Here is a 26,754-nt window from a genome sequence, read left to right as displayed (position 1 = left end):
GCGCTTCGGTAGCGCGAGTGACGCCATTGTGCGTGGCCGCATGACCGCGAAAAAGCGGGTTCAGGGCGACGGATTGTTGCAACAACAGAACAATCCTCGATCGCGCCCCGATACCCGCCTTCGTACGATCAGCCCTTCAGCCAGGCTTCCCGGGCCTTCGATACCGCCGCCGGCTTCGCGGCCGCCGTCAGCCTGTAGCGCGTGACTTCGGGGCCGTCGAGCTTCAGTTTCGCGGTGCGCAGCTCGTCGCGACGGAATGCGTGAACCTCGACCTTGTCGCCCGGCCGGTAGCGCGCGAGCAGCGCGTCGAGGTTGGTGCCCGTGACGCGCAGCCCGTCGACCGCGATCAGCGTATCGCCGGCCGACAGCCCCGCGCGATGCGCGGCGCCGCCTTCGTAGACCGCCGCGAACGTGCAGTCCGCCCCGCCGCGCAGGCGTGCGCCGATCGTCGGCTTTGCGGCCGCGCCGTTCGCGACATCCGGCGTGAGCGTCACGCCGAACGGTGCGAGCAGCTCGGCGAGCGGCAGGTCGCGCGTGCCGTGCACGGCATCGGTGAACAGGCGGCCGAGCGCGACGCCCGTCGCTTCCTCGATCAGCGTCTCGACTTCGTTTTCCTCGACGCCCGCCTGCTTGCCGCGGTAGAAATCGCGGCCGTAGCGCTGCCACAGCAGGCGCATCACGTCGTCGAGCGACTTCCGGTTGCGCGTCTGCGCGCGGATCGCGAGATCGAACGCGAGCGCGACCAGCGAACCCTTCGTGTAATAGCTGACGATCGCGTTGGTCGCGTTCTCGTCCTGGCGGTAGTACTTGATCCACGCGTCGAACGAGCTTTCCGCGACGCTTTGCTTGAGCCGGCCCGTGCCGCGCAGCACGCCGCCGACCGTGCGGCCGAGCGCCGCGAAATATTCGTCCTGCGACATCAGCCCGCTGCGCACCAGCATCAGGTCGTCGTAATACGACGTGAAGCCTTCGAACAGCCACAGCAGCGACGTGTAATTCTCGCGCGTCAGGTCGTACGGCACGAACGCCGCCGGCTTGATGCGCTTCACGTTCCAGGTATGGAAGTACTCGTGACTGCAGAGACCGAGGTACGTGCGATAGCCTTCCGTCGTTTCGGGTCGCCCCTTCACCGGCAGGTCGGTGCGGTTGCAGATCAGCGCGGTCGACGCGCGATGCTCGAGACCGCCGTAACCGTCGCTGACCGCAAGCGTCATGAACACGTAGCGGTCCATCGGCGCCTTCTTCGATTTCGGCTCGAACAGCGCGATCTGTGCTTCGCACACGCGCTTCAGGTCGGTGCGCAGGCGCTCCACGTCGAGCTGCGTCACACGCCCCGCGATCACGATGTCGTGCGGCACGCCGTGCGCGTCGAACGTCGCCAGCGCGAATTCGCCGATCGTCACCGGATGGTCGGAAAGCTCGTCGTAGTTCGACGCGCGGTACGCGCCGAACCCGTAGCGCTTCGTGCCGCGCGCCTCGGGCAACGCGGTGCCGACGCGCCACGCGCGGAACGCCGCGCCGGCCGGCTTCCCGATGTCGACTTCACACGGCGCGTCCTCGCGGCCGGCGACGCTCAGGAACACGGCCGTCGCATTGAAGAAGCCGCCCGATTCGTCGAGATACGCGGAGCGCACCGACAGGTCCCATGCGTACACGTCGTAGCGCAGGGTCAGCGTGCCGTTCACGGGTGCGGCCTGCCACGTGTGCTTGTCGGTCTTTGCGATCCGCACCTTGCGGCCCGCGTCGTTGAATGCGCCGAGCGTCACGATGTTGCGCGCAAACTCGCGCACGAGGTAGCTGCCCGGAATCCACACCGGCAGCGAAAAGCGCTGGCCTTCGGGGTCGGGATCGGTGACCGTCACCGACACTTCGAACAGGTGCGCGGCAAGATCTTTCGGGACAATCGAATAGCGGATCGGCTGGGTCATCGTGGCAATCGGACGGTCGAATACGGCGGCGGAAACGAAGAGAGGCGCCGGCAGGTCACGCGGGCGCCCCTCGCTGGCCGGGCCATGCGGCCCGGCGGGTGGTCGGTTACTTGCTCGACGCGAGCGCCTGGTTGAGCTGGTCGGCCGATACGGCGCCCGGCAGGCGGCGGCCGTCCGGCAGGAAGATCGTCGGCGTGCCCGTGACGTTCATCCCGCGGCCGAGCGCGAGGTTCTTGTCGAGTGCGGCGGTATCGCAGGTACCGGCGCCGGTCGGTGCGCGATGGTCGAGCATCCAGCTCTCCCACGTTTTCGCGCGATCGGCCGCACACCAGATCGCCTTCGACTTCGCGGTCGAATCCGGCGACAGCACCGGGTACAGGAACGTGTAGACGGTGACGTTGTCGACCGACTGCAGCGTCGTCTCGAGCTTCTTGCAGTACGGGCAGTTCGGATCGGAGAACACCGCGATCTTGCGAGCGCCGTTGCCCTTGACGACCTTGATCGCATTCGCGAACGGCAGGCTCGCGAAGTCGATCTTGTTGATTTCGGACAGGCGGGCGTCGGTCAGGTTCTTGTGCGTCTTGGTGTCGACGAGATCGCCGAGCAGCACGTAGTCGCCCGCCGCATCGCTATAGATGATCTGTGAGCCGAGGTTCACTTCGTACAGGCCCGCGACCGGCGATTTCGACACGCTCTTGATCGGCGCATCGTTGCCGAGGCGGGCCTGCAGCGTGGCTTTCAGCTTGTCGGTGGTCTGGTCGGCCTGCGCGGTGCAGCCAAGCGTCGCCATCGTGACGGCCAGCGCCAGCGACGCGATGCGGATCGTTTTTTTCATCGAAATCTTCCTTCAGCTCAATCGGTGTTCACGGCACAGTGTACGCCGTAACGGAACCGTGTCCGACCGGCGAAGCGGCCGAAGGTTCGATCAGCCGAGCGCAGCCGACACGAGCCAGCGCTTCACGAGCGGCTGCGCACCGACGAAGGCCATGCCCGCATTGCGCACGGCCTTCGCGAGCGAGCCCGGCACCGCGAACAGCCGCTGCAGGCCGTCGGTTGCGACCATCAGCGCGCGGATGTCCTCGCGGCGCGAACGCTCGTAGCGGCGCAGCAGCACCGTATCACCGAGGTTGCGGAAGCTTTCCTTGCCGGCGATCGCGTCGGCAAGCGCCGCCACATCGCGCAGGCCGAGGTTCATCCCCTGTCCCGCGAGCGGGTGGATCAGGTGCGCGGCATCGCCGACGAGCGCGACGCGCGGCGCGATCAGCTTGTCGACCGTCTGCAGCGCCAGCGGGAAGCCGGCGGCCGGCGTCACGCAGTCGAGCGTGCCGACCTGGCCATGAGACACGCGCTCGACCTCGGCCGCGAGCTGCGCCGGATCGAGTGCGAGCAATTCGTCCGCATGCGCGGTGTGCGCGGACCAGACGAGCGACACATGGCCGTCCGGCAGCGGCAGCAGCGCGACGATCTCGCCTTCGTGGAACCACTGGTAGGCCGTCTCGCGATGCGGCAGCGACGCCTTGAAGTTCGCGACGACTCCGGTTTGCCGGTAGTCGCGCCGCTCGACTTTGGCCCCCATTTGCGAGCGCACCCACGAATGCGCGCCGTCCGCGCCGACGACGAGATCCGCTTCCAGCACCTGCCCCGACGACAGCGTGAGCACGGCTGCGTCGTCGTGTACGTCGAAGCCCTGCGCGCGCGCCTCGAACCACGTGAGGTTCGGCTGGAACCGCAGCGCGGCGTCGAGCGACGCCTCGACCAGCGACGATTCGGCGATCCACGCGAGCTGCGGCACGGATGCCTGGTACGCGGAGAAATGCAGTTCCGCGTGCGCATCGCCGTACACGCGCATGTCGTAGACCGGTGCGAGGCGGCCATGGTCGAGCGCCTGCCAGACCCGCAGCCGCTCGAGCAACGCCTGCGAACTGGAAGACAGCGCGTAGACGCGCGTGTCGAATACGAGATCGGCGGGGCGCGGCGCGGCCGGCTGGGCGAGCAAGGCAGTCTTGTAGCCGGACTGGGTCAGCGCGAGCGCGGCAGTCTTGCCGACGAGCCCGCCGCCGACCACGGCGACGTCGAAGGAGTGGTGGGCAGTCATGGCGGGCATTATAGCCGCGGGGCCAAACCCTTACGCGGCCGGACTTTGCGGGAAATCAGCAGAATCGCAGGCGGCCGATGCAGCGCGGCGGCCTGCCGCATCGGCCGTTCGGCGCAACCCCGGAATCCGGGGCGTCGGCACGGTACAATAGCGTCTTTGACCGTCGGCCCGCCGCGCCCCAAGCGCCGGCCGCCCTTTTTTCCCGCGCCGCCGTGCCCTGTCCGGCCGCGCCGCCTTACCCGTCCGAAGGATTCCATGAGTCTCAAATGCGGCATCGTCGGCTTGCCCAACGTCGGCAAGTCCACCCTGTTCAATGCGCTGACCAAGGCCGGCATCGCCGCCGAGAACTACCCGTTCTGCACGATCGAGCCGAACGTCGGCATCGTCGAAGTGCCCGATACGCGCCTGAAGGCGCTCTCCGAGATCGTCAAGCCGGAGCGTGTCGTGCCGGCCGTCGTCGAGTTCGTCGACATCGCGGGCCTCGTCGCGGGCGCGAGCAAGGGTGAAGGCCTCGGCAACCAGTTCCTCGCCAACATTCGCGAAACAGATGCAATCACGCACGTCGTGCGTTGCTTCGAGGACGAGAACGTCATTCACGTCGCCGGCAAGGTCAGCCCGATCGACGACATCGAAGTGATCAATACCGAACTCGCGCTCGCCGACCTCGGCACCGTCGAGAAGGCGCTCACGCGCTATTCGAAGGCCGCGAAGTCGGGCAACGACAAGGAAGCGGCGAAGCTCGTCGCGGTGCTCGAGAAGGTGCGCGCGCAGCTCGACCAGGGCAAGGCCGTGCGCGGTCTCGCGCTGTCGGACGACGAAGAGGCGCTGCTCAAGCCGTTCTGCCTGATCACCGCGAAGCCGGCCATGTACGTGGCCAACGTGAAGGACGACGGTTTCGAGAACAACCCGCACCTGGATGCCGTGCGCAAGTACGCGGAAAGCGAAAATGCGCCGGTGGTCGCCGTGTGCGCGGCGATCGAGGCGGAAATCGCCGATCTCGACGATGCCGACAAGGAAGCATTCCTCGCCGACATGGGCATGGAAGAGCCGGGCCTCGACCGCGTGATTCGCGCGGGCTTCAAGCTGCTCGGCCTGCAGACCTACTTCACCGCGGGCGTGAAGGAAGTGCGCGCGTGGACGATCCATATCGGCGACACGGCACCGCAGGCGGCCGGCGTGATCCACACCGACTTCGAGCGCGGCTTCATCCGCGCGCAGACGATCGCGTTCGACGACTTCATCACGTACAAGGGCGAGCAAGGCGCGAAGGAAGCCGGCAAGATGCGCGCCGAAGGGAAGGAATATGTCGTGCACGACGGCGACGTGATGAACTTCCTGTTCAACGTCTGACCCTTGCATCGGCCGATGCCGTGTGAATCACACGGCATCGCGCAACGCGTGCCCGGCACGAAAAACGAATGGCCCGACGGCAAGCGCCGTCGGGCCATTTTTCATTGCGGGACGCTCCGCCAGCCGGCGGCGAACACCGTGCGTCCGCCGCCGCTTCGTCACGGCATCACATCGCCGACACTCGCCGCCCCGCGCTCGCCTGCGCATCGCGGCCGCGCTTGTTCAGCCACGATGCCAGCAGCACGATCAGCGCCAGCACGGCCGTCGCGCCCACTTCCATCCTGTGATCCTCACTCACGAGCATCACGGTCAGCGTGCCGCAGATGAACAGGATCACCAGCCACGTGAGCCAGGGGAACAGCCACATCCGCAGCGTCAGGTCGGCGCCGGTCGCTTCGAGCGTCTTGCGCATCCGCAGCTGCGAGATCGCGATCACGAGATACACGAGCAGCGCGATCGCGCCCGACGTCGCGAGCAGGAAGCCGAACACCTGTTCCGGCATCAGGTAGTTCGCGATCACGGTCAGGAAGCCGAATGCGGTCGATGCGAGTACGGCCGCGCGCGGCGTGCCGGTCGAATCCGTGCGGTGCAGAAACGCGGGCGCGTCCTTGCGCTTCGACAGCGAGAACAGCATCCGCGACGCGGTGTACAGCGCCGAATTCAGGCAGCTCGCGACCGACACGAGCACGATCACGTCGATGATCGCCTTCGCGTTCGGGATGCCGATCAGCTCCATCGCGCGCTGATACGAACCGTGCTTCGGCAGCAGCGGATCGTTCCACGGCACGATGGCCGCGACGATCAGGATCGAGCCGAGATAGAACAGCGTGATGCGCCAGATCACCGAGTTGGTTGCGCGCACGATCTGGCGTTGCGGGTTGTCCGATTCGGCGGCCGCGATCGTCACGATCTCCGTGCCGAGGAACGAGAACATCGTCGTCAGCATCGCCGCGAGCACCGCACCGGCACCGTGCGGCATGAAGCCGCCATGCGCGAACAGGTTCGATACGCCCGACACCGCAGGGGCGGGAATGATGCCGACGATCGCCGCGCCGCCGATGCACAGGAACACGACGATCGCGACGACCTTGATCAGCGCGAACCAGAATTCGAATTCGCCGTAGTTCTTGACCGAGAAGAGGTTGGTCACCGTCAGCACCAGCGTGATGCCGAGCGCGAAGACCCAGGTTGCAACGCCGGGGAACCATGCATTGAGGATGGTCGCGGCGGCGGTCGCCTCGATCGGGATCACGAGCACCCAGAACCACCAGTACAGCCAGCCGATCGAGAAACCGGCCCAGTGGCCGATCGCGCGATCGGCATAGGTGGAGAACGAACCGCTGTCCGGATGCGCGACGGCCATCTCGCCAAGCATGCGCATCACCAGCACGACCAGCACGCCCGCGATCGCATACGCGAGGATCGACGCCGGGCCGGCTTCCGCGATCGCGTGGCCGGAGCCGACGAACAGGCCCGCGCCGATCACGCCGGCAATCGACATCATCGTCACGTGCCGCTGCTTCAGGCCCGTACCGAGGCCTGTGTTGCTTCCACTCATCTGTCTCTCTCCAAAAAACGGTTCCGGTATGGCCGGGTGTCGCGTGAAGGCAGCAGGGGGAGTTGTCGTTCTTGAATCCGGCTGCGAGCGCGCGTGCATCGCACGCGGGCATGCGGCCGGATGGGACCGTTCGGATCGGCGCGCCGCGCAGTCTGCGAAGCTGCGGGTGCGATGCGGCGCGCGGTGCGCCGACGCATCGCGTGCGCCGTTTCCGTCGGCTTTCGTCAGCTGCCTTCGAAGCGAAGGAGTGTAAGCACCAAACGGTTCTTCACTAAGAACCAATTGAAGAATTTCGATGGAACCACTCGTTGCATCGACGTCGATCGATGCAACGCTTGTACCCGTTCGTGCCGGCGCGCGAGCCGCGCCGAAAGCGCCCGGCGACGCCGGGCAGCGGGCCGCAACCGGCGTGTCAGTTCGCGCCGTGCACCCTCTCGTCGCGCCATTTGGTGGGGACGACGGCCTGCCATTCTCGCAGAAGCAGTTTTTTCACGGCGTCCGGACGGGCCGCCGACAGCCGCACCAGCACGATCGGCCAGCCGACGTAGTGATCCGTCACGTAATACACGTCCGGTTCCGATTCGATCAGCCACGCGCGCTCGTCGGGGCCGACACCTTTCACGACGAGCGTGTCGCCGTCCTCGCGCAGACGCGCGAGCATCTTGCCCCTCACCTTGAGCGCAGGCGTGCCGTACGACGTACCTTCCTCGACGCCGCGCCATGCCAGCGCGATCTGGCGGACTTCGTCGAATGTCATGAGGCCTCCCGGCTGCACTTCTTCGGTTCACGATCCGGCCACCCTACCGGAATTCGCGAAGGCACGCCGCGGGACGTGCGCCTATCCGCGGGACGTGCGCCTATCCGCGCGCCGCACGTGCGGCCACCGGCGCTCGCCCCGTCGTCGCGACGATCGCGAAGGCGATCGCATTCGCGGCGGCGCTGGCCAGGATCGGCACGAGATAGCCGCCGCCCGCGTCGTAGATGAAACCGGCCGCGGCCGGCCCGATCAGCGTGCCGAATGCGACGCTCGTATAAAGCACGCCGATGATCCCGCTCACGTTGCGCCCGCCGAAGTAGTCCATCACGACCGCCGGCAGCACGGCGACCCAGCCGCCGTAGAACACGCCGAACACGAGCGCGAACGCGGCAAGCGTCGCAACGGTGTCGGCACCGGCCCACGCGACGAGCGCGACGGCCATGCCCGCGAACATCGCGAGCAGCGACGCACGGCGGCCGAAGCGGTCGGCGAGGCCGCCGAGGAAGAAGCGGCCGGCCGTGCTGCCGATGCCGATCGCGCCGAGCAGCAGCACGGCCGTCGACGGCGCGACACCATGATCGAGCGCGTACGGCACGAGGTGAACGAACGGGACGAACACGCCGAACGAGCAGGCGAGGCATGCGGCGTACAGGCTCGCGAACGGCCGCGACATGACGGCTTCGCGCACCGTCGCGCCGGCAGGCGCCGAAGCGGCGACCGGCTGACGCCCCGCGGCGGCACCGGACACCGAGGCCCCCGCACCGCGCCCGGCGACTTGCGCCCCGCCGCCGGGCTCATGCGCAGCCTCCCCGTCCGGCAGCAGCCCCCGCCCGCGCGGGTCGTTCTCGATCAGCAGCGACATCCCCGCGCCGATCACGACCGCGATCACGGCCAGCGTGAAATACGCGCCGCGCCAGCCGACCTGCGCGATCAGCGTGGACGCGAGCGGCGGCATCACCAGCGTGCCGACACCGATCCCCGCGACCGCGAGCCCCGATGCGAAGCCGCGCCGGCGCACGAACCAGCGCTGCACGGCGCCGACCGCCGGTACGTATGCGCAGCCGACGCCGAAACCGACACCAAGCCCATACGCGACATAGACCTGCAGCAGCGTGTGCGCGGCGCCGGCAGCCGCGAGCCCGGCGCCCGTCAGCAGCATCCCGGCGACGGCGAGCCGCCGCGAGCCGAAGCGGTCGGCCAGCGGCCCGCTGACGATGCCGAAACCGAAATACAGGAAGCCGGCGAGCGAGAACACGAGCGAGATCTGGCCGCGCGACGCGGCGAAGTCCCGCTGCAGCGACTCGACGAACGCACTGAACGTATAGGCGCTGCCGAACCCGACGAACGTGACGGCAAACGCGGCCGCGACCACGTACCAGCCGTAGAAATGGCGCGATGCGCCCGGGCGGTTCATGACGATGCTCCTCTCAGGTCCAGCCGGACACGTCACGGCGTCCGGTTTGCCTCGTGGATATAGTTGAACTATGTTGATCGCATTGGTCGCTGCAATGCAGCCCCCAAGCACGCAATCGGATGCGACAACGGTACTCGCGCACACGCGCCGCCTCAAACGATATTTCATCGGCCATTCGCTTTAGAAAAACTCAATGAATCGTTCCCGCCTGCCGCCGCTCAACGCGCTGCGTGCATTCGAAGCAGCCGCCCGCCACCTGTCGGTGAAATCGGCGGCCGAGGAGCTGTCGGTCACGCCCGGCGCGGTGAGCCAGATGATCCGCACGCTCGAGACGCACCTCGGCGTGCAGCTGTTCGAGCGCGTCAACCGCGGCATCCTGCTGACGGCCGCCGGTCGCGACTACCTGCCGCCGGTGCGCAATGCGTTCCGGCAGATCGCCGACGCGTCGCAGCGCGTGTCGGGCGCCGCCGACAGCGGCGTGCTGACGGTGAGCGTCACCCCGTTCTTCGCATCCGCGTGGCTCGTCCCGCGCCTCGCGCAATTCCGGCACGCGTGCCCTGACGTCGACCTGCAGGTCGTCACGAGCCACGCACTCGCGGATTTTTCGCGCGACGGCGTCGACGTTGCAATCCGGCATGGCCTCGGGCGCTACATCGGCCTGTGCAGCGAGCGCCTGCTGACGGTGGAGATCGTCGCGCTCGCGTCGCCCGACCTTGTCGCGCGGCTCGGCATGCCGGCGACGCCCGCCGATCTGGTCGGCTGGCCGCAGCTGCATGACGCCGAGCGCAAGGGCTGGCACATCTGGTTCGGCGCGCAGCGGATCGACGATATCGGGCCGCCGCGCGGCCCCGCGTTCGACGACTCGGGCCTGTTGCTGCAGGCGATCGTCGCCGGTCAGGGCGCCGGGCTGCTGCCGGCCGCGATGGTGCGCGGCGAGCTGGCAAGCGGCCGGCTCGTGCAGCTTGCCGACGTCGCGTGGCTCGACGATTTCGCGTACTACCTCGTCTATCCGCCGCATCACGCCGAGCGGCCGAAGGTCGCCGCTTTTCGCCGGTGGATCCTCGAGGCCGCGCAGGCCGACGGCGCGGCCTCGATGTCGGGCGCGGCGTAGCGTCACGCCGCCGCGCCGGCACCGGTCGGGCGCCGATCCGCTAACATGCGGCGCGGGCCATCCGCCCGACATCGATAACAACAAGCCGACCGGGAGAGACCATGCCTGCCCTGTTCTGCCGCACGACACGCATCGCGGCACTGTCCGCCGTCTTCTTCGTCGCCTGCGCCGCGTTGCCCCAACCCGCACACGCGTACCGCGCACCGCCCGGCTACGGCAACGAAGCCGATCTCGACCGTCACGACACGTATCGCAACCGCGACGGCGAAACCGTGCACGCACCCGCGCATTCGAAATCGGGCCGCGTGCCCGAAGGCGCGAGCGCGCGCTGCCGCGACGGCACCTACAGCTTCAGCCGCCATCGGCGCGGCACGTGCTCGGGGCACGGCGGCGTCGCCGCGTGGCTGTGAGCGCAGCCCCGGCCAAAAGGCCAGGTGTCGCGCCAGCGGCGGCCGGCGGCGAAGTACAATAGCCGCTCGCGCCGCCGACACGCGGCGACGCCGCCGCGCCGTGCGCGGCACGCTCCGTACCGAATCACCCGACGCCGCCACGCCCGCGCGCTGCGCGGCAGTCTCAACCATTTCTGACTTTCACACCCAAATGGCCCAATACGTTTTCACGATGAACCGGGTCGGCAAGATCGTGCCGCCCAAGCGCCAGATCCTGAAGGACATCTCGCTGTCGTTCTTTCCCGGCGCGAAGATCGGCGTGCTCGGCCTGAACGGCTCGGGCAAGTCGACGCTGATCCGCATCATGGCGGGCGTCGACAAGGACATCGAAGGCGAAGCGACGCCGATGCCGAACCTGAACATCGGCTATCTGCCGCAGGAGCCGCAGCTCGACCCGACGAAGACGGTGCGCGAAGCCGTCGAGGAAGGCCTCGGCGACCTGTTCCAGGCCAACAAGAAGCTCGAGGAAATCTACGCGGCGTACGCGGAGCCGGACGCCGACTTCGACGCGCTCGCGGCCGAGCAGGCGAAGTACGAAGCGATCCTCGCGTCGAGCGACGGCGGCAGCCCCGAGCAGCAGCTCGAAGTGGCCGCCGACGCACTGCGCCTGCCGTCATGGGACGCAAAGATCGAGCATCTTTCAGGCGGTGAGAAGCGCCGCGTCGCGCTGTGCAAGCTGCTGCTCGAAAAACCCGACATGCTGCTGCTCGACGAACCGACCAACCACCTCGACGCGGAATCGGTCGACTGGCTCGAGCAGTTCCTGGTGCGCTTCCCGGGCACCGTCGTCGCGGTCACCCACGATCGCTACTTCCTCGACAACGCGGCCGAGTGGATTCTCGAACTCGACCGCGGCCACGGCATTCCGTGGAAGGGCAACTACAGCAGCTGGCTCGACCAGAAGGAAGAGCGCCTGAAGCAGGAAGAAGCGTCGGAATCGGCGCGCCAGAAGGCGATCAAGAAGGAACTGGAGTGGGTGCGCCAGAACCCGAAGGGCCGGCAGGCGAAGTCGAAGGCACGTATCGCGCGCTTCGAGGAGCTGAACAGCCAGGAATACCAGAAGCGCAACGAGACGCAGGAAATCTTCATCCCGGTCGGCGATCGCCTCGGCAATGAAGTGATCGAGTTCAAGAACGTCAGCAAGGCGTTCGGCGACCGTCTGCTGATCGACAACCTGAACCTGAAGATCCCGGCCGGCGCGATCGTCGGCATCATCGGCCCGAACGGCGCCGGCAAGTCGACGCTGTTCCGGATGCTGACGGGCAAGGAGCAGCCGGATTCGGGCGAAGTCGTGATGGGGCCGACCGTGAAGCTCGCGTACGTCGACCAGAGCCGCGACGCGCTCGACGGCACGAAGACGGTGTTCGAGGAAATCTCGGGCGGCGCCGACGTGCTGACGGTGGGCAAGTACGAAACGCCGTCGCGCGCGTACATCGGCCGCTTCAACTTCAAGGGCGGCGACCAGCAGAAGATCGTCGGCAACTTGTCCGGCGGCGAACGCGGCCGCCTGCACCTCGCGAAGACGCTGATCTCGGGCGGCAACGTGCTGCTGCTGGACGAACCGTCGAACGACCTCGACGTCGAAACGCTGCGCGCGCTGGAAGACGCGCTGCTCGAATTCGCGGGCTCGGTGATGGTGATCTCGCACGATCGTTGGTTCCTCGACCGGATCGCGACGCACATCCTCGCATTCGAAGGCGATTCGCAGGTCACGTTCTTCGACGGCAACTATCAGGAATACGAAGCCGACAAGCGTGCGCGCCTCGGCGAGGAAGCCGCGAAGCCGAAGCGCCTGCGCTACAAGCCGATCAGCCGCTAAGCGGCGCGGCCCGGGCGCCCGGCACTGCGGTAACGCAGGAACGGGCACCGAGGCTGGTCGCTCCGGAAGCGGAACAACAAAAAACGGGCCGCTGGCCCGTTTTTTTATCCGGCGGCTGGCTGACGGCTTGCCGTTTACGCCAGCGCGCCCAGTTCACGCAGCCGTGCCTCGGTCGCGGCCGCACTCGTGTGATGAATGCCGTGCCAGCCGAGCGCCGCCGCGGCCGCGGCGTTCTTCGCGTTGTCGTCGATGAACACGAGTTCGTGCGGCGCGATGCCCGGCAAGTGCGGCTCGATCCGCGCATGCATCTCGCGGTAGATCGCCGGATCGGGTTTCACGAGCTTCACACGGCCCGACACGACGATGTCCCTGAAACGCCGCAGCACCGGGAAGTTGTCCCACGCATACGGAAACGTCTGCGCCGACCAGTTCGTCAGCCCGAACAGCGGCATCCCCTGCGCGTCGAGCCGGTCGACGAGCGCGGCGCCTTCGTCGAGCACGCCGCCGATCATCTCGTGCCAGCGCGCATAGAACGCGCGGATCAGCCCCTCGTGCGCCGGAAACTTCGCGACAAGCTCGGCCGTCCCCTCTTCGATCGTCTGCCCGCCGTCCTGGCGGACCACCCAGTCCATCGTGCAGACATGCGTGAAGAACCAGCGACGCTCGGTGTCGTCGGGAATCAGTTCCCGGTAAAGGTACTCGGGGCTCCAGTCGATCAGCACGCCGCCGAAATCGAACACCACGGCCTTGATCGTCATGCGAACTCCGTCGCAAGGACGTCCGCGAGCGGGCGCGGCATCACCGGGTTGCCCGACAGCGAATTGTTTTCCCATACGAAGTGATGATGCGCGACGATCTGCGCGGCCGACAGGTGCGTGCGCTCGTTCGTGGTGTGCAGGTCGGACACGACGGTCGTCCGGTAGCCGAGCAGCGCTGCGCGGCGCGCGGCCGAATCGACGCAGAACTCGGTCGCATAACCGCAGATCAGCACCGAACGGATGCCGTGGCGCTCGAGTTGCGCCGCGAGCGGCGTATCGTGAAACGAATCGCTCATCTGCTTGCGCACCCGCCAGTCATCGTTCCCGACGACCAGCCCCGCGTGCAGTTCCCAGCCCGGCGTGCCGGGCACGACGTCGTCGTCCGCGTCGCCGTCGTGCTGCACGAAGCACACGGGCGCGTTCGCCGCACGCGCCGCCGCCGTCAACCGGTTGATGCCCGACACCACGTCATCGAGCCGGTACGCGGGCGTTGCCCGCTCCACCAGCCCGCGTTGCATGTCGACCACGATCACTGCCGTGTCCGCCATCGTCGCCCTCGCTGTTGTTGTTCGGCCGGCGCCCGGCCGCTTTCCTGCGTGGCGTCAGATCGGCTGCGTGCGCGCGTCGAGCCACGACTTGGCATCGCCGCTCAGATGGCGGCCGACGCGCTCGCGCACCGTTGCGTGATACGCGTTCAGCCACGCGCGTTCTTCTTCATGCAGCATCTCGATCAGCACGCAGCGCGTGTCGATCGGGCACAGCGTCAGCGTCTCGAACGCGAGGAAATCGCCGAACTCGGTCTGCCCGGCCGCGCGGTTCACGACCAGGTTCTCGATCCGGATGCCCCACTGGCCGGGACGGTACACGCCCGGCTCGATCGACGTGATCATGCCCTCTTCCATCGCCGTATACGGCTCGGCCGGCGCGTAGTGCGAGATCACCTGCGGGCCTTCGTGCACGTTCAGGAAGTAGCCGACGCCGTGCCCCGTGCCGTGCCCATAGTCGAGCCCGGCCGCCCACATCGGTGCGCGCGCGATCGCGTCGAGCATCGGCGAGCGGATGCCGCGCGGGAATCGGGCTCGCGACAGCGCCATCATCGATTTCAGCACGATCGTGAAATCGCGCCGCTGCAGGTCGCTGACGGTGCCGACCGGCACGACGCGCGTGATGTCGGTCGTACCCGTCACGTACTGGCCGCCCGAATCGATCAGCAGCAGCCCGTCGCCGGCGATCGTCGCGTGCGACTCCGGCGTCGCGCGGTAATGCGGCATCGCGCCGTTCGCGTTGAAGCCCGCGATCGTCGCGAAGCTCGGCGACACGTAGCCGGGGCGTCGCGCGCGCGCGGCAGTGAGCTTCTCGTCGATCGTCAGTTCGGTGATCGTCTCGCGGTTCACGGCCTGTTCGAACCAGGAGAAGAATTCCGCGAGCGCGGCGCCGTCGTGCTCCATCGTCACGCGCACGTGCTCGATCTCGGTGGATGTCTTGCGCGACTTCGCGAACGTCGACGGATTCACGGCCTCGACGAGCTTCACGCCGGCCGGCACGGCCTCGAGCGTGCCGAACGTCACGCGGCGCGGGTCGATCAGCAGCGTCGCGCCGTCGGGCAGTGCCGCGAGCGCGGCGCGCGCGGCGTCGTAGGCGCGGACGTCGACGCCGTCCTGCGCGAGCGACGCGGCCAGTGCCGGCGACACCTTGCCGTCGGCGACGAACAGCGTCGCGCGATCGGCGCCGATCATTGCGTGCGCAACGAATACGGGATTGAAGTTGACGTCGGCGCCGCGCAGGTTGAACAGCCATGCGAGGTCGTCGAGCGTCGAGACGAAATGCCACTGCGCGCCCTGCGCACGCATCGCGCGGCGCACTTCGGCCAGCTTGCTCGCGCGCGTCGTGTCGGCCTGCGGCGCCGCGTGCTCGAACACCGCGTCGCCGGGCAGCCCCGGCCGCTCGGGCCAGATCGCGTCGAGCAGGTCGAGGTCGGTGCGCAGCGCGATGCCGCGCGCGTTCAGCGCGGCCGTCAGCCCGCGTGCGGCCGCGACGCCGAGCACCGCGCCATCGACGCCGACCGTCGCACCCGCCGCCACGTTCTGCGCGAGCCAGTCGACGTGCGGCGCGCTCTGCTGCCCGCCCGTCATCTTCATCAGTTGCACGCCCGTGCCGGCCAGTTCGGCGTCGGCCTGCACCCAGTAGCGGCTGTCGACCCACAGCCCCGCGAAATCCGCGGTCACGACCAGCGTGCCGACCGAGCCCGTGAAGCCGGACAGCCAGCGGCGGGCCTGCCAGCGCTCCGGCAGATATTCGGACAGGTGGGGATCGGCGGACGGCACGAGATAGGCGGCCAGGTTCTCGCGGGCCATCGCGCCACGCAGCAGCGCGAGACGGGCCGGCACCGGCGAGACTTCGGGAAGACGGGCATTCATGATTTCACCTGAGAGCATTCAGCGACGGGCCGACAGCGCAACCGTCACGGCTACTGCGAGGAACGCGACGCCGGTGCAGACCGGCCATTCGAGCGTCTCGCCATCGTAAAACAGTCCAGAGAGATTGCCGGCCATGCGGGCCGCAGCCGCGCCGACGATACCGGCGAGCACCGCGATCCACCACGCCGGCCGGCCCGTGCGCCGCATCGGATGCAGCCATCGGCCGAACAGCCCGACGGCCGCTCCCAGGACAAGGATTCCAAACCAGTTCATTCGACGCCTTCCATAAATTCGGATTCGTCCCATAGGCGTGAACGTTGCCAGCGGCTAGCATCGATTCATCCATCGAACCCGAGACCAGCCGGGTGCCGCGAACATTCGAGTGTAGGGGCCGACTCGACGTTATGGCAAGCGCGCACCGGCTGCCGTATTGAAGAAATTCTCATGCGAATCGCTCTGATCGATCCGGACGCGCGCCATGCCGCGCTCCTGAACCGCCTGCTCTTTGCGGGCGGTCATGTGTGCCACGCGTTTCCGTCCAGTACGGCGTTCTTCGAGTGGCTCGCCGCCAATACCTGCGACATGCTGATCACCGGCCACTGGGCCGGCGACCAGCCGGCCGAGGAAGTCATTCCGCGTGCGCAGACGGTCCTGCCCGGACTGCCGGCGATCGCCGTGATGCAAATGCCGCGCGAAAGCCAAATCGTATCGTGCCTGCACGCGGGCGCCGACGATTGCCTCGTGCGCCCGGTGAGCGGGCCCGAGCTGCTCGCGCGCGTCAACGCGGTGAGCCGGCGCGCCGGCGTGCGCCGGCCGCCGGCCCGCTCGCGCGAAATGTATGGCGAATACGCCTTCGACGCCACGCACTGCCTCGTTCGCTTCGACAACGCAATCGTTTCACTCACGCCGAAGGAGTTCCGTTTTGCGCAGTTGCTGTTCGCGAATCTGTCGCGGCCCGTGTCGCGCGCCCATATCCTCGAAACGGTGTGGGCACGCCGCCGCGACATGAAGTCGCGCACGCTCGATACCCACGCGTCCCGGCTGCGCAGCAAGCTGCACCTGCTTCCGGAGCGCGGCTACCGGCTGCTGCCGCTCTACGGCTATGGCTATCAGCTCGACCGCGTGCCGATCGAGCCCCCAAATTCCCGGCCCCGCCACGCCGATGCCCGGTATGCCGCGAGTGAGGAAATCGCTGAAACGCTATAATATGGGGCTAAACGATAGCCCTCGATATGCAACTCCTCACGATCGGAATCAATCACCACACTGCGCCTGTCGCCCTGCGCGAACGCGTGGCGTTTCCGCTCGAGCAGATCAAGCCGGCTCTCGTCACGTTCAAGAACGTGTTTCTCGGCCCCCAGGCGCCCAATACGCCCGAAGCGGCGATCCTCTCCACCTGCAACCGCACCGAACTGTATTGCGCGACCGATGATCGCGCCGCACGCGAAGGCGCGGTCCGCTGGCTGTCGGAGTATCACCGGATTCCGGTCGACGAGCTCGCACCGCACGTCTATGCGCTGCCGCAGTCGGAAGCAGTCCGGCACGCGTTCCGCGTCGCATCCGGCCTCGATTCGATGGTGCTGGGCGAAACCCAGATTTTGGGCCAGATGAAGGATGCCGTCCGCACCGCGACGGAAGCCGGCGCGCTCGGCACCTACCTGAACCAGCTGTTCCAGCGCACGTTCGCGGTGGCGAAAGAAGTGCGCGGCACGACCGAAATCGGCACGCAGTCGGTGTCGATGGCCGCCGCCGCGGTACGCCTCGCGCAGCGGATCTTCGAAAAAGTGTCCGATCAGCGCGTGCTGTTCATCGGCGCCGGCGAGATGATCGAGCTGTGCGCGACGCACTTCGCCGCGCAAGGCCCGCGCGAACTCGTCGTCGCGAACCGCACGGCCGAACGCGGCCAGCGCCTTGCCGAACGCTTCAGCGGCCGCGCGATGCCGCTCTCGGATCTGCCGACCCGCATGCACGAATTCGACATCATCGTGTCGTGCACGGCGTCGACGCTGCCGATCATCGGCCTCGGTGCAGTCGAGCGCGCGGTGAAAGCACGCCGCCACCGGCCGATCTTCATGGTCGACCTCGCGGTGCCGCGCGACATCGAGCCCGAAGTCGGCAAGCTGAAGGACGTGTTCCTCTACACCGTCGACGATCTCGGCGCGATCGTGCGCGAAGGCAACGCATCGCGCCAGGCTGCGGTCGCGCAGGCCGAAGCGATCATCGAAACGCGCGTGCAGAATTTCATGCAGTGGCTCGACACGCGCAGCGTCGTGCCGGTGATCCGTCACATGCATACGCAGGCCGACGCCTTGCGCCGGGCCGAAGTCGACAAGGCGCAGAAGCTGCTCGCGCGCGGCGACGATCCGGCCGCCGTGCTCGAAGCGCTGTCGCAGGCGCTGACCAACAAGCTGATCCACGGCCCGACGAGCGCGCTCAATCGCGTGAACGGCGCCGATCGCGATTCGCTGATCGACCTGATGCGCGGCTTCTACCAGCACGCGCCGCGCTCGAACGACCAGTCCGGCCACTAGCGCCGGCCGATCGCCCTGCCGCCGGCCGCGCGCCGGCCTATCCTTTCCGAATACCCCTTGCCCGGGAGCGCCGCTCCACACCATGAAGACGAGCATGCAACGCAAGCTCGACCAGCTGTCCACACGGCTGGCCGAACTGAACGACCTGCTGAGCCGCGAAAACGTCACGGCCGACCTCGACCAGTACCGCAAGCTGACGCGTGAACATGCGGAACTTGGCCCGGTGGTCGAACAGTACGCGCTGTGGCGCCAGTCGCGCAGCGACGAGACGGCCGCGCAGGAGCTGCTCGGCGATCTGTCGATGCGCGACTTCGCGGAAGACGAAATCCGCAGCGCGCGCGAGAGCATGACCCGCCTCGAGACCGAGCTGCAGAAGATGCTGCTGCCGAAGGATCCGAACGACGACCGCAACATCTTCCTCGAAATCCGTGCGGGCACGGGCGGCGACGAATCCGCGCTGTTCGCCGGCGACCTGCTGCGCATGTACCTGCGCTTCGCGGAACGCCAGCGCTGGCAGGTCGAAATGATGTCGGAGAGCGCATCCGATCTCGGCGGCTACAAGGAAGTGATCGTGCGGATCGCGGGCCAGGGCGCGTATTCGCGCCTGAAGTTCGAATCGGGCGGCCATCGCGTGCAGCGCGTGCCGGCAACCGAGACGCAAGGGCGCATCCACACGTCCGCGTGCACGGTCGCGGTGATGCCGGAAGCCGACGAAATCGGCGAGGTCGAGATCAATCCGGCCGACTTGCGGATCGACACGTTCCGTGCGTCCGGCGCGGGTGGCCAGCACATCAACAAGACCGACTCGGCGGTGCGCGTCACGCACATCCCGACCGGGATCGTCGTCGAGTGCCAGGACGACCGTTCGCAGCACAAGAACAAGGATCGTGCGCTGAAGGTGCTCGCCGCGCGCATCAAGGACAAGCAGTATCACGAGCAGCACGCGAAGGAAGCCGCGACGCGCAAGAGCCTGATCGGCTCCGGCGACCGCTCGGAACGGATCCGCACGTACAACTTCCCGCAGGGCCGGATGACCGACCACCGGATCAACCTGACGCTGTACCGGCTCGAGGCGATCATGGACGGCGACCTCGACGAACTGATCAGCGCGCTGGTCAGCGAGCACCAGGCCGAACTGCTCGCGTCGCTCGGCGACGCCGACTGAGGTCACGATGCCCGACACGACCGCCGACGAACTGCTGCGCGCGTCCGCGCTCGACGCGGTCGATGCGCGCGTGCTGCTCGCGCACGCGCTTGGCTGGACCCGCACACAACTGATCACGCGCGGTGACGCGCCGCTCGACGCGGCCGCGGTCGAACGCTACCGCACGCTCGAGGCGCGCCGCATGGCCGGCGAGCCGGTCGCGCAGCTCGTCGGGATGCGCGAATTCTTCGGCCGGCCGTTCGACGTGACGCCCGACGTGCTGATCCCGCGCCCTGAAACCGAACTGCTCGTCGAAGCCGCACTCGATGCGATCGACGGGCTGCCGCATCCGGCCGTGCTCGATCTCGGCACGGGCAGCGGCGCGATTGCCGTCTCCATCGCCGCCGAGCGGCCCGATGCACGCGTGTGGGCGCTCGACCGTTCGCCGGCCGCACTCGAGGTCGCGCAACGCAACGCACGCAAGCTGCTGGACGCGCACCGCCCCGGCGGCCCGCTGCACTGGTTGCAGAGCGACTGGTACGCGGCGCTCGATCCTGCGCTCGCCTTCGACACGATCGTCAGCAATCCGCCGTACATCGCGCAGCACGATCCGCACCTCACGCAGGGCGACCTGCGTTTCGAGCCGCGCGGCGCACTCACCGACGATGCCGACGGCCTCAGCGCGATCCGCACGATCGTCGCGGGCGCCGGCACTTACCTGAAACCGGGCGGCACGCTCTGGATCGAGCACGGTTACGACCAGGCCGAGGCCGTGCGCGCCGTACTCGCATCGCACGGCTTCGTCGCGGTCGAATCGCTCGCCGATCTGGCCGCAATCGAACGCACGACAGGCGGCCGCCTGCCGGGCTGATGCCCGGCCCGTCCGGTTGAAATCCGCTATCATTTCGATCTAACGCCCCGCAAACGCAAGGTCAGTCATGGACACCCAACAACGTATCAAGCAAATCGTCGACGAAAACCAGGTCGTGCTCTTCATGAAGGGCAACGCGCAATTCCCGATGTGCGGCTTTTCGGGCCGCGCCATCCAGGTGCTGAAGGCCTGCGGCGTCGATCAGTTCAAGACGGTCAACGTGCTCGAAGACGACGAGATCCGCCAGGGCATCAAGGAATTCTCGAACTGGCCGACCATCCCGCAGCTCTACGTGAAGGGCGAATTCATCGGCGGCTCGGACATCATGATGGAGATGTACCAGTCGGGCGAACTGCAGCAACTGTTCGCCGCCGCGTAATACGCCCCGCCCCCTTTTCGATGGCATCTCCCAGCGCGCCGCCACGCCGGCTGATCGTCGCGATCACCGGCGCCACCGGCGCGATCTACGGCGTACGGCTGCTCGACCTGCTGCGCGCCGCCGGCGGCGTCGAAACGCACCTGCTGATTTCGAACGCCGGCTGGCTCAACATCCAGCACGAACTGAAGCTATCGAAGGCCGAGGTCGAAAGCCGTGCGGACGTCGTGCACTCGGTGCGCGACGTCGGCGCGACGATCGCATCGGGGTCGTTCGCGACCGACGGGATGGTGATCGCGCCCTGCTCGATGAAGACGCTCGCGAGCGTCGCGCACGGGCTGTCCGACAACCTGATCACGCGCGCGGCCGACGTCACGTTGAAGGAGCGCCGCCGCCTCGTGCTGATGGTGCGCGAAACGCCGTTCAACCTCGCGCATCTGCGCAACATGACCGCCGTGACCGAAATGGGCGGCATCGTCTTCCCGCCGCTACCCGCGTTCTACGCGATGCCGAAGACGATCGAGGAACTCGTCGACCAGACCGTCACCCGCGTGCTCGACCTGTTCGCGCTCAGTGCACCGATGACGACGCCGTGGGCCGGCATCCGGCCGGCGCAGTAAGCCGCTCGCCGCTTCCGCGCCGTTCTTCGCGCATCTTCATCGATTCATCTGCCTTCCGGCCTGATTCGGCCACCTCGAACCCTCGTCCGCTCTCGCGCTCGCGGAATCGGCCCGATTATCAACCAATACGACTCAATCAAATTCCGCGCGACGGATTTATCAATGCCCGGTGCGCGCCTATAGTCACAGGCAAATCCCTTTGCAGGCCACCACCATGAACCGCTTGCCTTCGCTCTACCTGTCCCACGGCGCCCCGACGCTGCCGATCGACCCGACGCTGCCGTCCGGCGCGTTCACTCACCTTGGCGCCGAATTGCCGCGCCCGCGCGCGGTACTGATGCTGTCCGCGCATTGGGGCACGCAGCGTCCCGTCGCCAGCGTCGCCGCGCATCCTGAAACGATCCACGACTTCTACGGTTTTCCGCAGGCGCTGTACGACATCCGCTACCCGGCGCCCGGCGCGCCCGACGTCGCCGAGCGCGCGGCCGGACTGCTGAATGCAGCCGGCATCGCCACCGCGACGACCGAGCACGGCCTCGACCACGGCGCGTGGGTGCCGATGCTGCTGATGTTCCCGGAAGCCGACGTGCCGGTGGCACAGCTGTCGATCCAGCCGCGGGCGGATGCTGCGCACCACTTCGCGCTCGGCCGCGCGCTGCGACCGCTGCGCGACGAAGGCGTGATGGTGATCGGCTCCGGCCAGATCACGCACAACCTGCGCGCCGCCGATTTCGGTGCGGCACCGGAAGACGCGGACCCGCGCGTCGCGGAATTCACCGACTGGTTCGAGGCGAAACTGGCCGCGCGCGACGTCGACGCGCTGCTCGACTACCGTCGGCAGGCGCCGCATGCCGCGCTGATGCATCCGACCGACGAGCATCTGCTGCCGGTGTTCACGGCGCTCGGCGCGGCGGACGACGACTACCAGCTTGGCATCCAGTCGCTCGGCACGTACCAGCGCGTGCTCGCGATGACGAACTACGTGTTCGCGAGCGCGGCCGCCTGAGCGTCGCGCGGCAACCGCCGAGCGCCAATAAAAAGCCCGCCCGAGCATTGCTCGGGCGGGCTTTTTTTCGCTGCTGGCTGCCGCCGCCGAATCCGGCGACAGGTCACGCGTCAGGCACCGACCCCCTCGAGGATCTCGTCGTGCGATTCACGCTCGTCGAGATACTGGGTCCGGTAGCCGGTATTCACGCCCCAGAAGTAGAACACCAGCGAGATTGCGGCGACGATCAGCATGTCCCAGCCGTACGGCAGCACGCCGTAGCCGCCGAACTCCTTGCTGCCGATCAGCGACAGCACGGCCATCGTCGGCAGGTACGCGACCAGCCACCATGCTGCCTTCAGGTCGGCACCCCAGCCGGTCCAGCCCGACTTCGCCTGGAAGTAGAAGTACACCGGCAGCGCGACGATCATCAGCAGGATGATCTCGCCCGTCAGCGGCCACTTCGCCCAGTAGAGGATCAGCGACGCGCAGACGAACGCGAACGGCGCGATCAGCTTCATCAGCGGAATCGACAGCGGACGCTCGATGTCGGTCGCCGAGCGGCGCAGCGCCATCAGGCTGATCGGGCCGGTCAGGTACGAGATCACCGTCGCGACCGAGATCACCGCCGCGAGCGAGCTCCAGCCGCGGAAGAAGAACAGGAAGATGAACGAGACCAGCAGGTTGAACCACATCGCCTGGCGCGGCACGCCGTAGAGCGGGTGCACGTTGCCGAACATCTTCGGCATCGTGTTGTTGCGCTCCATCGCGTAGATCATGCGGGTGGTGGTCGCCATGTACGTCGTGCCGGTGCCGCTCGGGCTGACGAACGCGTCGACGTACAGCAGGATCGCGAGCCAGTTCAGGTTCAGCGCGATCGCCAGCTCGGCGAACGGCGACTTGAAGTTGAAGTGCGACCAGCCCTGCGCGACGTCAGCCGGATTCACCGAGCCGATGTACGCCATCTGCAGCAGTACGTAGATCACGAGCGCGATCAGGATCGACGTGATCACCGCGAACGGCACGCTGCGCGACGGGTTGCGCGCTTCGCCCGCGAGGTTCACCGGGCTCTGGAAGCCGTTGAATGCGAACACGATGCCGCTCGTCGCGACCGCGGTCAGCACCGCCGACCAGCCGTACGGCGCAAAGCTTGCATTGGATGCGGTGCCGAGGTTTTCCGGATGGTAGCTCGTCAGCATCAGGCCGAGGATCGTGAGGCCGGGGATCAGGAACTTGAAGATCGTGATCGTGGTGTTCGCCCGGGCAAACGCCTTCACGCCCCAGTAGTTCAGCAAGAAGTAGATGACGACCAGCACGGCCGACAGCAGCAGGCCGGGTGTCGTCAGCTCGCCGTTTACGAACAGCGCATGCGCCCACGGATACGGCCACGTGCTCATGTACTGGATCGACGCTTCAGCCTCGATCGGGATCACGGATACGATCGCGATCCAGTTCGCCCACGCGCTGATGAAGCCGACCAGCGAGCCATGCGAGTAGCGCGCGTAGCGCACCATGCCGCCCGACTCGGGGAACATCGCGCCCAGTTCCGCGTACGTCAGTGCAATCGCGAGAATCACGACTGCGCCGATGATCCATGCGCAGATCGCTGCCGGACCGGCGATCTTTGCGGCCTTCCAGGCGCCGAACAGCCAGCCCGAGCCGATAATCGAACCCAGCCCCGTCAGCATCAATGCAAACGGGCCGATGTTCCGTTGAATAGAACTCTTCACATCCTCTCCTGTGTCTCAAAAAGCATGGTCGGCCCGCGGTCCGGGATCGGCTCGGACTGCACCGCGCACGCATTCTTGGGGGGACGCGTCACCCGATCAGGGCAACCCGTCCGCGCGGCGCGTAGTTTAACGGTTGCACCTCGAGCGTGGCGCCAAAATCGTTCGGCCCCTACAAAAAATTCGCATCGTTTGCAAGCTTTGTAAACCTGATATACGCAATAACCCTGAGTCCATGGAAATACGGTTGACCACGCGGGTGATAAGCCGTATAAAGGACTTCGCAGGATTTCAAGTGGCGAGTGAATTGGTTCTTTCGTAGTTCGCCCATCAACGGTACTCCGGTTGGTCCTATTACCCCTTCCTTGATTTTCCGCACACCATGGGCTTCGGCCCCGTTTTATCTTTTTAGGAACAAGTAACATGGCAACCGGTACCGTCAAGTGGTTCAATGACGCAAAGGGCTTCGGCTTCATCACCCCGGAAGGCGGCGGCGACGATCTGTTCGCGCACTTCTCGGAAATCCGCGTCGAAGGCTTCAAGACGCTGCAAGAAAACCAGAAGGTTGAATTCGAAGTGAAGACGGGCCCGAAGGGTCTGCAAGCTGCGAACATCCGTCCGGTCTAAGCTTGGCGCGATTATTCGTGTAAAAAAGCCCCGCTTCGGCGGGGCTTTTTGTTTTTCGGCGCCGGTCGCCCGGCATGACGGCCTTTCAGCCGCCCGCATTCAGCCGAACAAGCGCTGCGCGTGAATGCCGAGACCCGTCGCGACACTCGCGAGGCGGTCGCCGAACACCGGCTGCGCATCCGGAAATGCGCCTGCGAGCGCCCCCGACAGGAACGCGAGCCCCGTCGAGCCGCCGGTGAAATACAGTGCACCGACATCGCGCGGCGCGACACCCGCAAGCCGAACCGTCTCGCGCGCGGCATCGACGATGCGGGCGGTGTCGTCGCGGCTCGCATCGACGAGGCGCTCGGCATCGAACGCGATCTGCAGATCCTCTTCCACGTCGTTCAGGTCGATCATCGTCTCCCCGCCCGCCGCGACGCCGATCTTCGCTTCCTCCGCGCGCGCCATCAACGCATGCCCGAGCCGCTGCTCGACCACGCTCGTGAGCCGGTCGTACTGCTGCACATCGCGGTACAGGTGCTTCATCAGCTTCAGCTCGCCGAGCCGCTTCGGCGTGTAGACCGTGTTGATCAGGTGCCAGGTCGCGAGATCGAAGTAGATCTTGTTCGGCAGCTCGCGCCCTTCGGGATCGAGCGAACGGTAGCCGAATGCGGGCAGGATCGCGGCCAGCTCGACACGCCGGTCGTAGTCGGTGCCCGCGACGTGCACGCCGTGGTGGGCCAGCACGTCGTCCTTGCGCTCGAGCCGCGCCATCCGCTCGGGCCCGACGCGCACCAGCGAGAAGTCGGACGTGCCGCCGCCGATGTCGGCGACGAGCACGAGGCGCTCCGCCTGCTGGCGCGACTCGTAGTCGAACGCGGCCGCGATCGGTTCGTACTGGAATTGAACGTCCGTGAAGCCGACCGACCGCGCGGCAGCCTCGAGCTGGTCCTGTGCAAGGCGGTCGGCGCGCGGATCGTCGTCGACGAAGAACACGGGCCGGCCGAGCACCGCACGACCGATCGGCGCAGCCGCGCGGGTTTCGGCCTTGCGCTTCAGGTGCGTCAGGAAGCGCGCGATGATGTCGGTATACGCGATCGCGCTGCCGTCGCCGAGATCGGTCGTCGTTTCCGCGAGCGGCGAGCCGAGAATGCTCTTCATCGAGCGCATCAGCCGGCCGTCGAAACCGTCGATGTAGGAAGCCAGCGCCGCACGGCCGTATTCGACCGTCTCTTCGTCGTTGTTGAAGAAGATCGCGGTGGGCAGCGTCAGGTGGTCGCCCTCGACGGGCGCGAGGCGCATGCCATCGCCGTCGGGCAGCGCCACGGCGGAATTGGACGTGCCGAAATCGATCGCGCAGTAAGTCATGGGAAATTGCCGCAGCAGGGCCGGCGCGAAAACGGAAAGGACGGGCTTTTTAACATGAAGCCCGCGGGATCACAACCGGGGCCGGCCACCGGTGCCGCGCAGCGGGCCCCGGTGGCGACGGCGCGCAGACGGGCGCGCCGGGAAGACAGGCGGACGGGATGCGCGACGCAGCCCCCTCCAGGCAGGTCAGGCCGCCGCGTCGAAGCCCTTCTTCCACGCGCCCGCATAGACAACCTCGCCGATCGCATGACGCGTGCGCGGCGCCTTCTCGCGATCGCGCAGCACGGGATCGAGCTTGTCGACGTTGCCGTAGTGGCCGAGCGAGATGATCGCCGGAATCGCGACGTCGGCCGGGATCGCAAACGCGTCGCGGAACGCCTTCGCGTCGAAGCCGCTCATCTGGTGGGCGGCCAGGCCCAGCGCGTGCGCCTGCAGCACCAGCGACATCGAGGCGGCGCCCGCGTCGTACAGCGCGGTCGGTGCCGGTTCCCCCTTCGGCGTGAGCGTATGCGCGGTCACGGCGATCAGCACGGGCGCCGGCGCATTCCAGCCCTGGTTGAACGGCACCAGCGTCGCGAACGCGCGCTTGAATGCGTCTTCGTCCTGCGTGCGGTCGAATACGATGAAGCGCCACGGCTGCGCGTTGTACGCAGACGGTGCCCAGCGGGCAGCTTCGAGCACCGCGTGCAGATCGCCGGCGCTGACGGGTTCATCCGAATACGCGCGCGGGCTCCAGCGGCCCGCGATCAGATCGTGAATCGAAACAGTGGTGGGAGCAGGTTTGACGGACATGCGGATCCTCGCTGACATCGATGAAGGGGCGCGAACGCCTGGCGAACCGCAAGCATACCCGCTTGAGCCGATCCG

At 67.1% G+C, this 26,754-nt stretch carries 25 protein-coding genes; 12 read left to right on the top strand and 13 right to left on the bottom strand.

Annotated elements, in window-relative coordinates:
- Positions 1-128: 128 nt before the first annotated feature.
- The 3 genes from ABY44_RS28215 to ABY44_RS28205 all read right to left on the bottom strand — a co-directional run bounded on the left by ABY44_RS28215 (position 129) and on the right by ABY44_RS28205 (position 4,032).
- A complete protein-coding gene (locus ABY44_RS28215; protein WP_060173928.1) occupies positions 129-1,928 on the bottom strand; it encodes a M61 family metallopeptidase in 1,800 nt (599 codons plus the stop codon).
- Between the two features lie 106 nt (positions 1,929-2,034).
- Positions 2,035-2,763, bottom strand: a complete 729-nt coding sequence (locus ABY44_RS28210) for a DsbC family protein (RefSeq protein ID WP_060173927.1) — start codon at positions 2,761-2,763, stop codon at positions 2,035-2,037.
- Positions 2,764-2,853: 90 nt separating this feature from the next.
- Positions 2,854-4,032 (bottom strand): UbiH/UbiF family hydroxylase, encoded by a 1,179-nt coding sequence (locus tag ABY44_RS28205; protein ID WP_027788478.1) that lies wholly within the window; start codon positions 4,030-4,032, stop codon positions 2,854-2,856.
- Between the two features lie 246 nt (positions 4,033-4,278).
- Between ABY44_RS28205 and ychF the strand changes: the two genes are divergently transcribed.
- Positions 4,279-5,373: a redox-regulated ATPase YchF gene (gene ychF / locus ABY44_RS28200; protein WP_027788479.1), complete on the top strand. Its 1,095-nt coding sequence runs from the start codon at positions 4,279-4,281 to the stop codon at positions 5,371-5,373.
- A gap of 166 nt (positions 5,374-5,539) precedes the next feature.
- Here the strand turns inward: ychF and gabP are convergent, their stop codons facing one another.
- The 3 genes from gabP to ABY44_RS28185 form a co-directional block, all read right to left on the bottom strand.
- Positions 5,540-6,931 (bottom strand): GABA permease, encoded by a 1,392-nt coding sequence (gene gabP / locus ABY44_RS28195; RefSeq protein WP_060173926.1) that lies wholly within the window; start codon positions 6,929-6,931, stop codon positions 5,540-5,542.
- Positions 6,932-7,343: 412 nt separating this feature from the next.
- A complete protein-coding gene (locus ABY44_RS28190; RefSeq protein WP_060173925.1) occupies positions 7,344-7,688 on the bottom strand; it encodes an MmcQ/YjbR family DNA-binding protein in 345 nt (114 codons plus the stop codon).
- 100 nt (positions 7,689-7,788) lie between these two features.
- Positions 7,789-9,102 (bottom strand): MFS transporter, encoded by a 1,314-nt coding sequence (locus tag ABY44_RS28185; protein ID WP_060173924.1) that lies wholly within the window; start codon positions 9,100-9,102, stop codon positions 7,789-7,791.
- A 193-nt stretch (positions 9,103-9,295) separates the two neighbouring features.
- Between ABY44_RS28185 and gcvA the strand changes: the two genes are divergently transcribed.
- From gcvA to ettA, 3 genes are all read left to right on the top strand, one after another.
- A complete protein-coding gene (gene gcvA, locus ABY44_RS28180; RefSeq protein ID WP_027788483.1) occupies positions 9,296-10,213 on the top strand; it encodes a transcriptional regulator GcvA in 918 nt (305 codons plus the stop codon).
- 101 nt (positions 10,214-10,314) lie between these two features.
- Positions 10,315-10,623 carry a DUF3761 domain-containing protein gene (locus ABY44_RS28175; RefSeq protein ID WP_027788484.1) on the top strand — a complete coding sequence of 103 codons (309 nt, stop codon included), beginning with the start codon at positions 10,315-10,317 and terminating at the stop codon, positions 10,621-10,623.
- A 190-nt stretch (positions 10,624-10,813) separates the two neighbouring features.
- Positions 10,814-12,481 carry an energy-dependent translational throttle protein EttA gene (gene ettA, locus ABY44_RS28170; RefSeq protein ID WP_027788485.1) on the top strand — a complete coding sequence of 556 codons (1,668 nt, stop codon included), beginning with the start codon at positions 10,814-10,816 and terminating at the stop codon, positions 12,479-12,481.
- 134 nt (positions 12,482-12,615) lie between these two features.
- On the opposite strand, the gene ABY44_RS28165 is transcribed toward ettA, so the two are convergent.
- The 4 genes from ABY44_RS28165 to ABY44_RS28150 are packed head-to-tail and all read right to left on the bottom strand — an operon-like array spanning position 12,616 to position 15,929.
- Positions 12,616-13,239 (bottom strand): HAD family hydrolase, encoded by a 624-nt coding sequence (locus ABY44_RS28165; protein WP_060173923.1) that lies wholly within the window; start codon positions 13,237-13,239, stop codon positions 12,616-12,618.
- Complete coding sequence (locus ABY44_RS28160; RefSeq protein WP_059699724.1) at positions 13,236-13,787, bottom strand: cysteine hydrolase family protein; 552 nt, start codon at positions 13,785-13,787, stop codon at positions 13,236-13,238. The genes ABY44_RS28165 and ABY44_RS28160 overlap by 4 nt, the downstream gene beginning before the upstream one ends.
- Positions 13,788-13,841: 54 nt before the next feature.
- Positions 13,842-15,656 (bottom strand): aminopeptidase P family protein, encoded by a 1,815-nt coding sequence (locus ABY44_RS28155; protein ID WP_060173922.1) that lies wholly within the window; start codon positions 15,654-15,656, stop codon positions 13,842-13,844.
- 18 nt (positions 15,657-15,674) lie between these two features.
- Positions 15,675-15,929 carry a hypothetical protein gene (locus tag ABY44_RS28150; RefSeq protein ID WP_027788489.1) on the bottom strand — a complete coding sequence of 85 codons (255 nt, stop codon included), beginning with the start codon at positions 15,927-15,929 and terminating at the stop codon, positions 15,675-15,677.
- Between the two features lie 171 nt (positions 15,930-16,100).
- On the opposite strand from ABY44_RS28150, the gene ABY44_RS28145 reads away from it, so the two are divergent.
- The 7 genes from ABY44_RS28145 to ABY44_RS28115 all read left to right on the top strand — a co-directional run bounded on the left by ABY44_RS28145 (position 16,101) and on the right by ABY44_RS28115 (position 22,204).
- The gene (locus ABY44_RS28145; RefSeq protein WP_027788490.1) at positions 16,101-16,862 is read left to right on the top strand and encodes a response regulator transcription factor; all 762 of its coding nucleotides are present in this window, start codon (positions 16,101-16,103) and stop codon (positions 16,860-16,862) included.
- A 26-nt stretch (positions 16,863-16,888) separates the two neighbouring features.
- Positions 16,889-18,187, top strand: coding sequence for a glutamyl-tRNA reductase (gene hemA, locus ABY44_RS28140; protein WP_027788491.1), 1,299 nt, complete (start codon positions 16,889-16,891; stop codon positions 18,185-18,187).
- Positions 18,188-18,269: 82 nt separating this feature from the next.
- Entirely contained in the window at positions 18,270-19,352 is a 1,083-nt protein-coding gene (prfA, locus tag ABY44_RS28135) for a peptide chain release factor 1 (RefSeq protein WP_027788492.1), read from the top strand.
- 7 nt (positions 19,353-19,359) lie between these two features.
- Positions 19,360-20,202, top strand: coding sequence for a peptide chain release factor N(5)-glutamine methyltransferase (gene prmC / locus ABY44_RS28130; RefSeq protein WP_027788493.1), 843 nt, complete (start codon positions 19,360-19,362; stop codon positions 20,200-20,202).
- 67 nt (positions 20,203-20,269) lie between these two features.
- Positions 20,270-20,581 (top strand): Grx4 family monothiol glutaredoxin, encoded by a 312-nt coding sequence (gene grxD, locus ABY44_RS28125; protein ID WP_021161789.1) that lies wholly within the window; start codon positions 20,270-20,272, stop codon positions 20,579-20,581.
- A gap of 20 nt (positions 20,582-20,601) precedes the next feature.
- Positions 20,602-21,198, top strand: a complete 597-nt coding sequence (locus ABY44_RS28120) for a UbiX family flavin prenyltransferase (protein ID WP_059688460.1) — start codon at positions 20,602-20,604, stop codon at positions 21,196-21,198.
- Between the two features lie 214 nt (positions 21,199-21,412).
- Entirely contained in the window at positions 21,413-22,204 is a 792-nt protein-coding gene (locus ABY44_RS28115; protein ID WP_042976606.1) for a DODA-type extradiol aromatic ring-opening family dioxygenase, read from the top strand.
- A gap of 110 nt (positions 22,205-22,314) precedes the next feature.
- On the opposite strand, the gene ABY44_RS28110 is transcribed toward ABY44_RS28115, so the two are convergent.
- The gene (locus tag ABY44_RS28110) at positions 22,315-23,913 is read right to left on the bottom strand and encodes an APC family permease (protein WP_021161792.1); all 1,599 of its coding nucleotides are present in this window, start codon (positions 23,911-23,913) and stop codon (positions 22,315-22,317) included.
- A gap of 420 nt (positions 23,914-24,333) precedes the next feature.
- Between ABY44_RS28110 and ABY44_RS28105 the strand changes: the two genes are divergently transcribed.
- Complete coding sequence (locus ABY44_RS28105) at positions 24,334-24,537, top strand: cold-shock protein (protein ID WP_006477070.1); 204 nt, start codon at positions 24,334-24,336, stop codon at positions 24,535-24,537.
- Positions 24,538-24,636: 99 nt separating this feature from the next.
- Here the strand turns inward: ABY44_RS28105 and ABY44_RS28100 are convergent, their stop codons facing one another.
- A complete protein-coding gene (locus ABY44_RS28100) occupies positions 24,637-25,887 on the bottom strand; it encodes an Hsp70 family protein (protein WP_060173921.1) in 1,251 nt (416 codons plus the stop codon).
- 186 nt (positions 25,888-26,073) lie between these two features.
- Positions 26,074-26,679 (bottom strand): nitroreductase family protein, encoded by a 606-nt coding sequence (locus ABY44_RS28095; protein ID WP_060173920.1) that lies wholly within the window; start codon positions 26,677-26,679, stop codon positions 26,074-26,076.
- Positions 26,680-26,754 lie beyond the last annotated feature (75 nt).

It is taken from the genome of Burkholderia sp. ZZQ-2, assembly GCF_050768715.1.
Taxonomy (GTDB): Bacteria; Pseudomonadota; Gammaproteobacteria; order Burkholderiales; family Burkholderiaceae; genus Burkholderia; species Burkholderia cepacia.
Note: the sequence above shows the minus strand (reverse complement) of the source record. Positions and strands in the feature narration are given on the sequence as shown.

What these genes read in the sequence shown, in the direction of transcription:
- ABY44_RS28215 (WP_060173928.1), bottom strand. Translation starts at nt 1,928, where the DNA reads ATGACCCAGCCGATCCGCTATTCGATTGTCCCGAAAGATCTTGCCGCG.
- ABY44_RS28210 (WP_060173927.1), bottom strand. Translation starts at nt 2,763, where the DNA reads ATGAAAAAAACGATCCGCATCGCGTCGCTGGCGCTGGCCGTCACGATG.
- ABY44_RS28205 (WP_027788478.1), bottom strand. Translation starts at nt 4,032, where the DNA reads ATGCCCGCCATGACTGCCCACCACTCCTTCGACGTCGCCGTGGTCGGC.
- ychF (WP_027788479.1), top strand. Translation starts at nt 4,279, where the DNA reads ATGAGTCTCAAATGCGGCATCGTCGGCTTGCCCAACGTCGGCAAGTCC.
- gabP (WP_060173926.1), bottom strand. Translation starts at nt 6,931, where the DNA reads ATGAGTGGAAGCAACACAGGCCTCGGTACGGGCCTGAAGCAGCGGCAC.
- ABY44_RS28190 (WP_060173925.1), bottom strand. Translation starts at nt 7,688, where the DNA reads ATGACATTCGACGAAGTCCGCCAGATCGCGCTGGCATGGCGCGGCGTC.
- ABY44_RS28185 (WP_060173924.1), bottom strand. Translation starts at nt 9,102, where the DNA reads ATGAACCGCCCGGGCGCATCGCGCCATTTCTACGGCTGGTACGTGGTC.
- gcvA (WP_027788483.1), top strand. Translation starts at nt 9,296, where the DNA reads ATGAATCGTTCCCGCCTGCCGCCGCTCAACGCGCTGCGTGCATTCGAA.
- ABY44_RS28175 (WP_027788484.1), top strand. Translation starts at nt 10,315, where the DNA reads ATGCCTGCCCTGTTCTGCCGCACGACACGCATCGCGGCACTGTCCGCC.
- ettA (WP_027788485.1), top strand. Translation starts at nt 10,814, where the DNA reads ATGGCCCAATACGTTTTCACGATGAACCGGGTCGGCAAGATCGTGCCG.
- ABY44_RS28165 (WP_060173923.1), bottom strand. Translation starts at nt 13,239, where the DNA reads ATGACGATCAAGGCCGTGGTGTTCGATTTCGGCGGCGTGCTGATCGAC.
- ABY44_RS28160 (WP_059699724.1), bottom strand. Translation starts at nt 13,787, where the DNA reads ATGGCGGACACGGCAGTGATCGTGGTCGACATGCAACGCGGGCTGGTG.
- ABY44_RS28155 (WP_060173922.1), bottom strand. Translation starts at nt 15,656, where the DNA reads ATGAATGCCCGTCTTCCCGAAGTCTCGCCGGTGCCGGCCCGTCTCGCG.
- ABY44_RS28150 (WP_027788489.1), bottom strand. Translation starts at nt 15,929, where the DNA reads ATGAACTGGTTTGGAATCCTTGTCCTGGGAGCGGCCGTCGGGCTGTTC.
- ABY44_RS28145 (WP_027788490.1), top strand. Translation starts at nt 16,101, where the DNA reads ATGCGAATCGCTCTGATCGATCCGGACGCGCGCCATGCCGCGCTCCTG.
- hemA (WP_027788491.1), top strand. Translation starts at nt 16,889, where the DNA reads ATGCAACTCCTCACGATCGGAATCAATCACCACACTGCGCCTGTCGCC.
- prfA (WP_027788492.1), top strand. Translation starts at nt 18,270, where the DNA reads ATGAAGACGAGCATGCAACGCAAGCTCGACCAGCTGTCCACACGGCTG.
- prmC (WP_027788493.1), top strand. Translation starts at nt 19,360, where the DNA reads ATGCCCGACACGACCGCCGACGAACTGCTGCGCGCGTCCGCGCTCGAC.
- grxD (WP_021161789.1), top strand. Translation starts at nt 20,270, where the DNA reads ATGGACACCCAACAACGTATCAAGCAAATCGTCGACGAAAACCAGGTC.
- ABY44_RS28120 (WP_059688460.1), top strand. Translation starts at nt 20,602, where the DNA reads ATGGCATCTCCCAGCGCGCCGCCACGCCGGCTGATCGTCGCGATCACC.
- ABY44_RS28115 (WP_042976606.1), top strand. Translation starts at nt 21,413, where the DNA reads ATGAACCGCTTGCCTTCGCTCTACCTGTCCCACGGCGCCCCGACGCTG.
- ABY44_RS28105 (WP_006477070.1), top strand. Translation starts at nt 24,334, where the DNA reads ATGGCAACCGGTACCGTCAAGTGGTTCAATGACGCAAAGGGCTTCGGC.
- ABY44_RS28100 (WP_060173921.1), bottom strand. Translation starts at nt 25,887, where the DNA reads ATGACTTACTGCGCGATCGATTTCGGCACGTCCAATTCCGCCGTGGCG.
- ABY44_RS28095 (WP_060173920.1), bottom strand. Translation starts at nt 26,679, where the DNA reads ATGTCCGTCAAACCTGCTCCCACCACTGTTTCGATTCACGATCTGATC.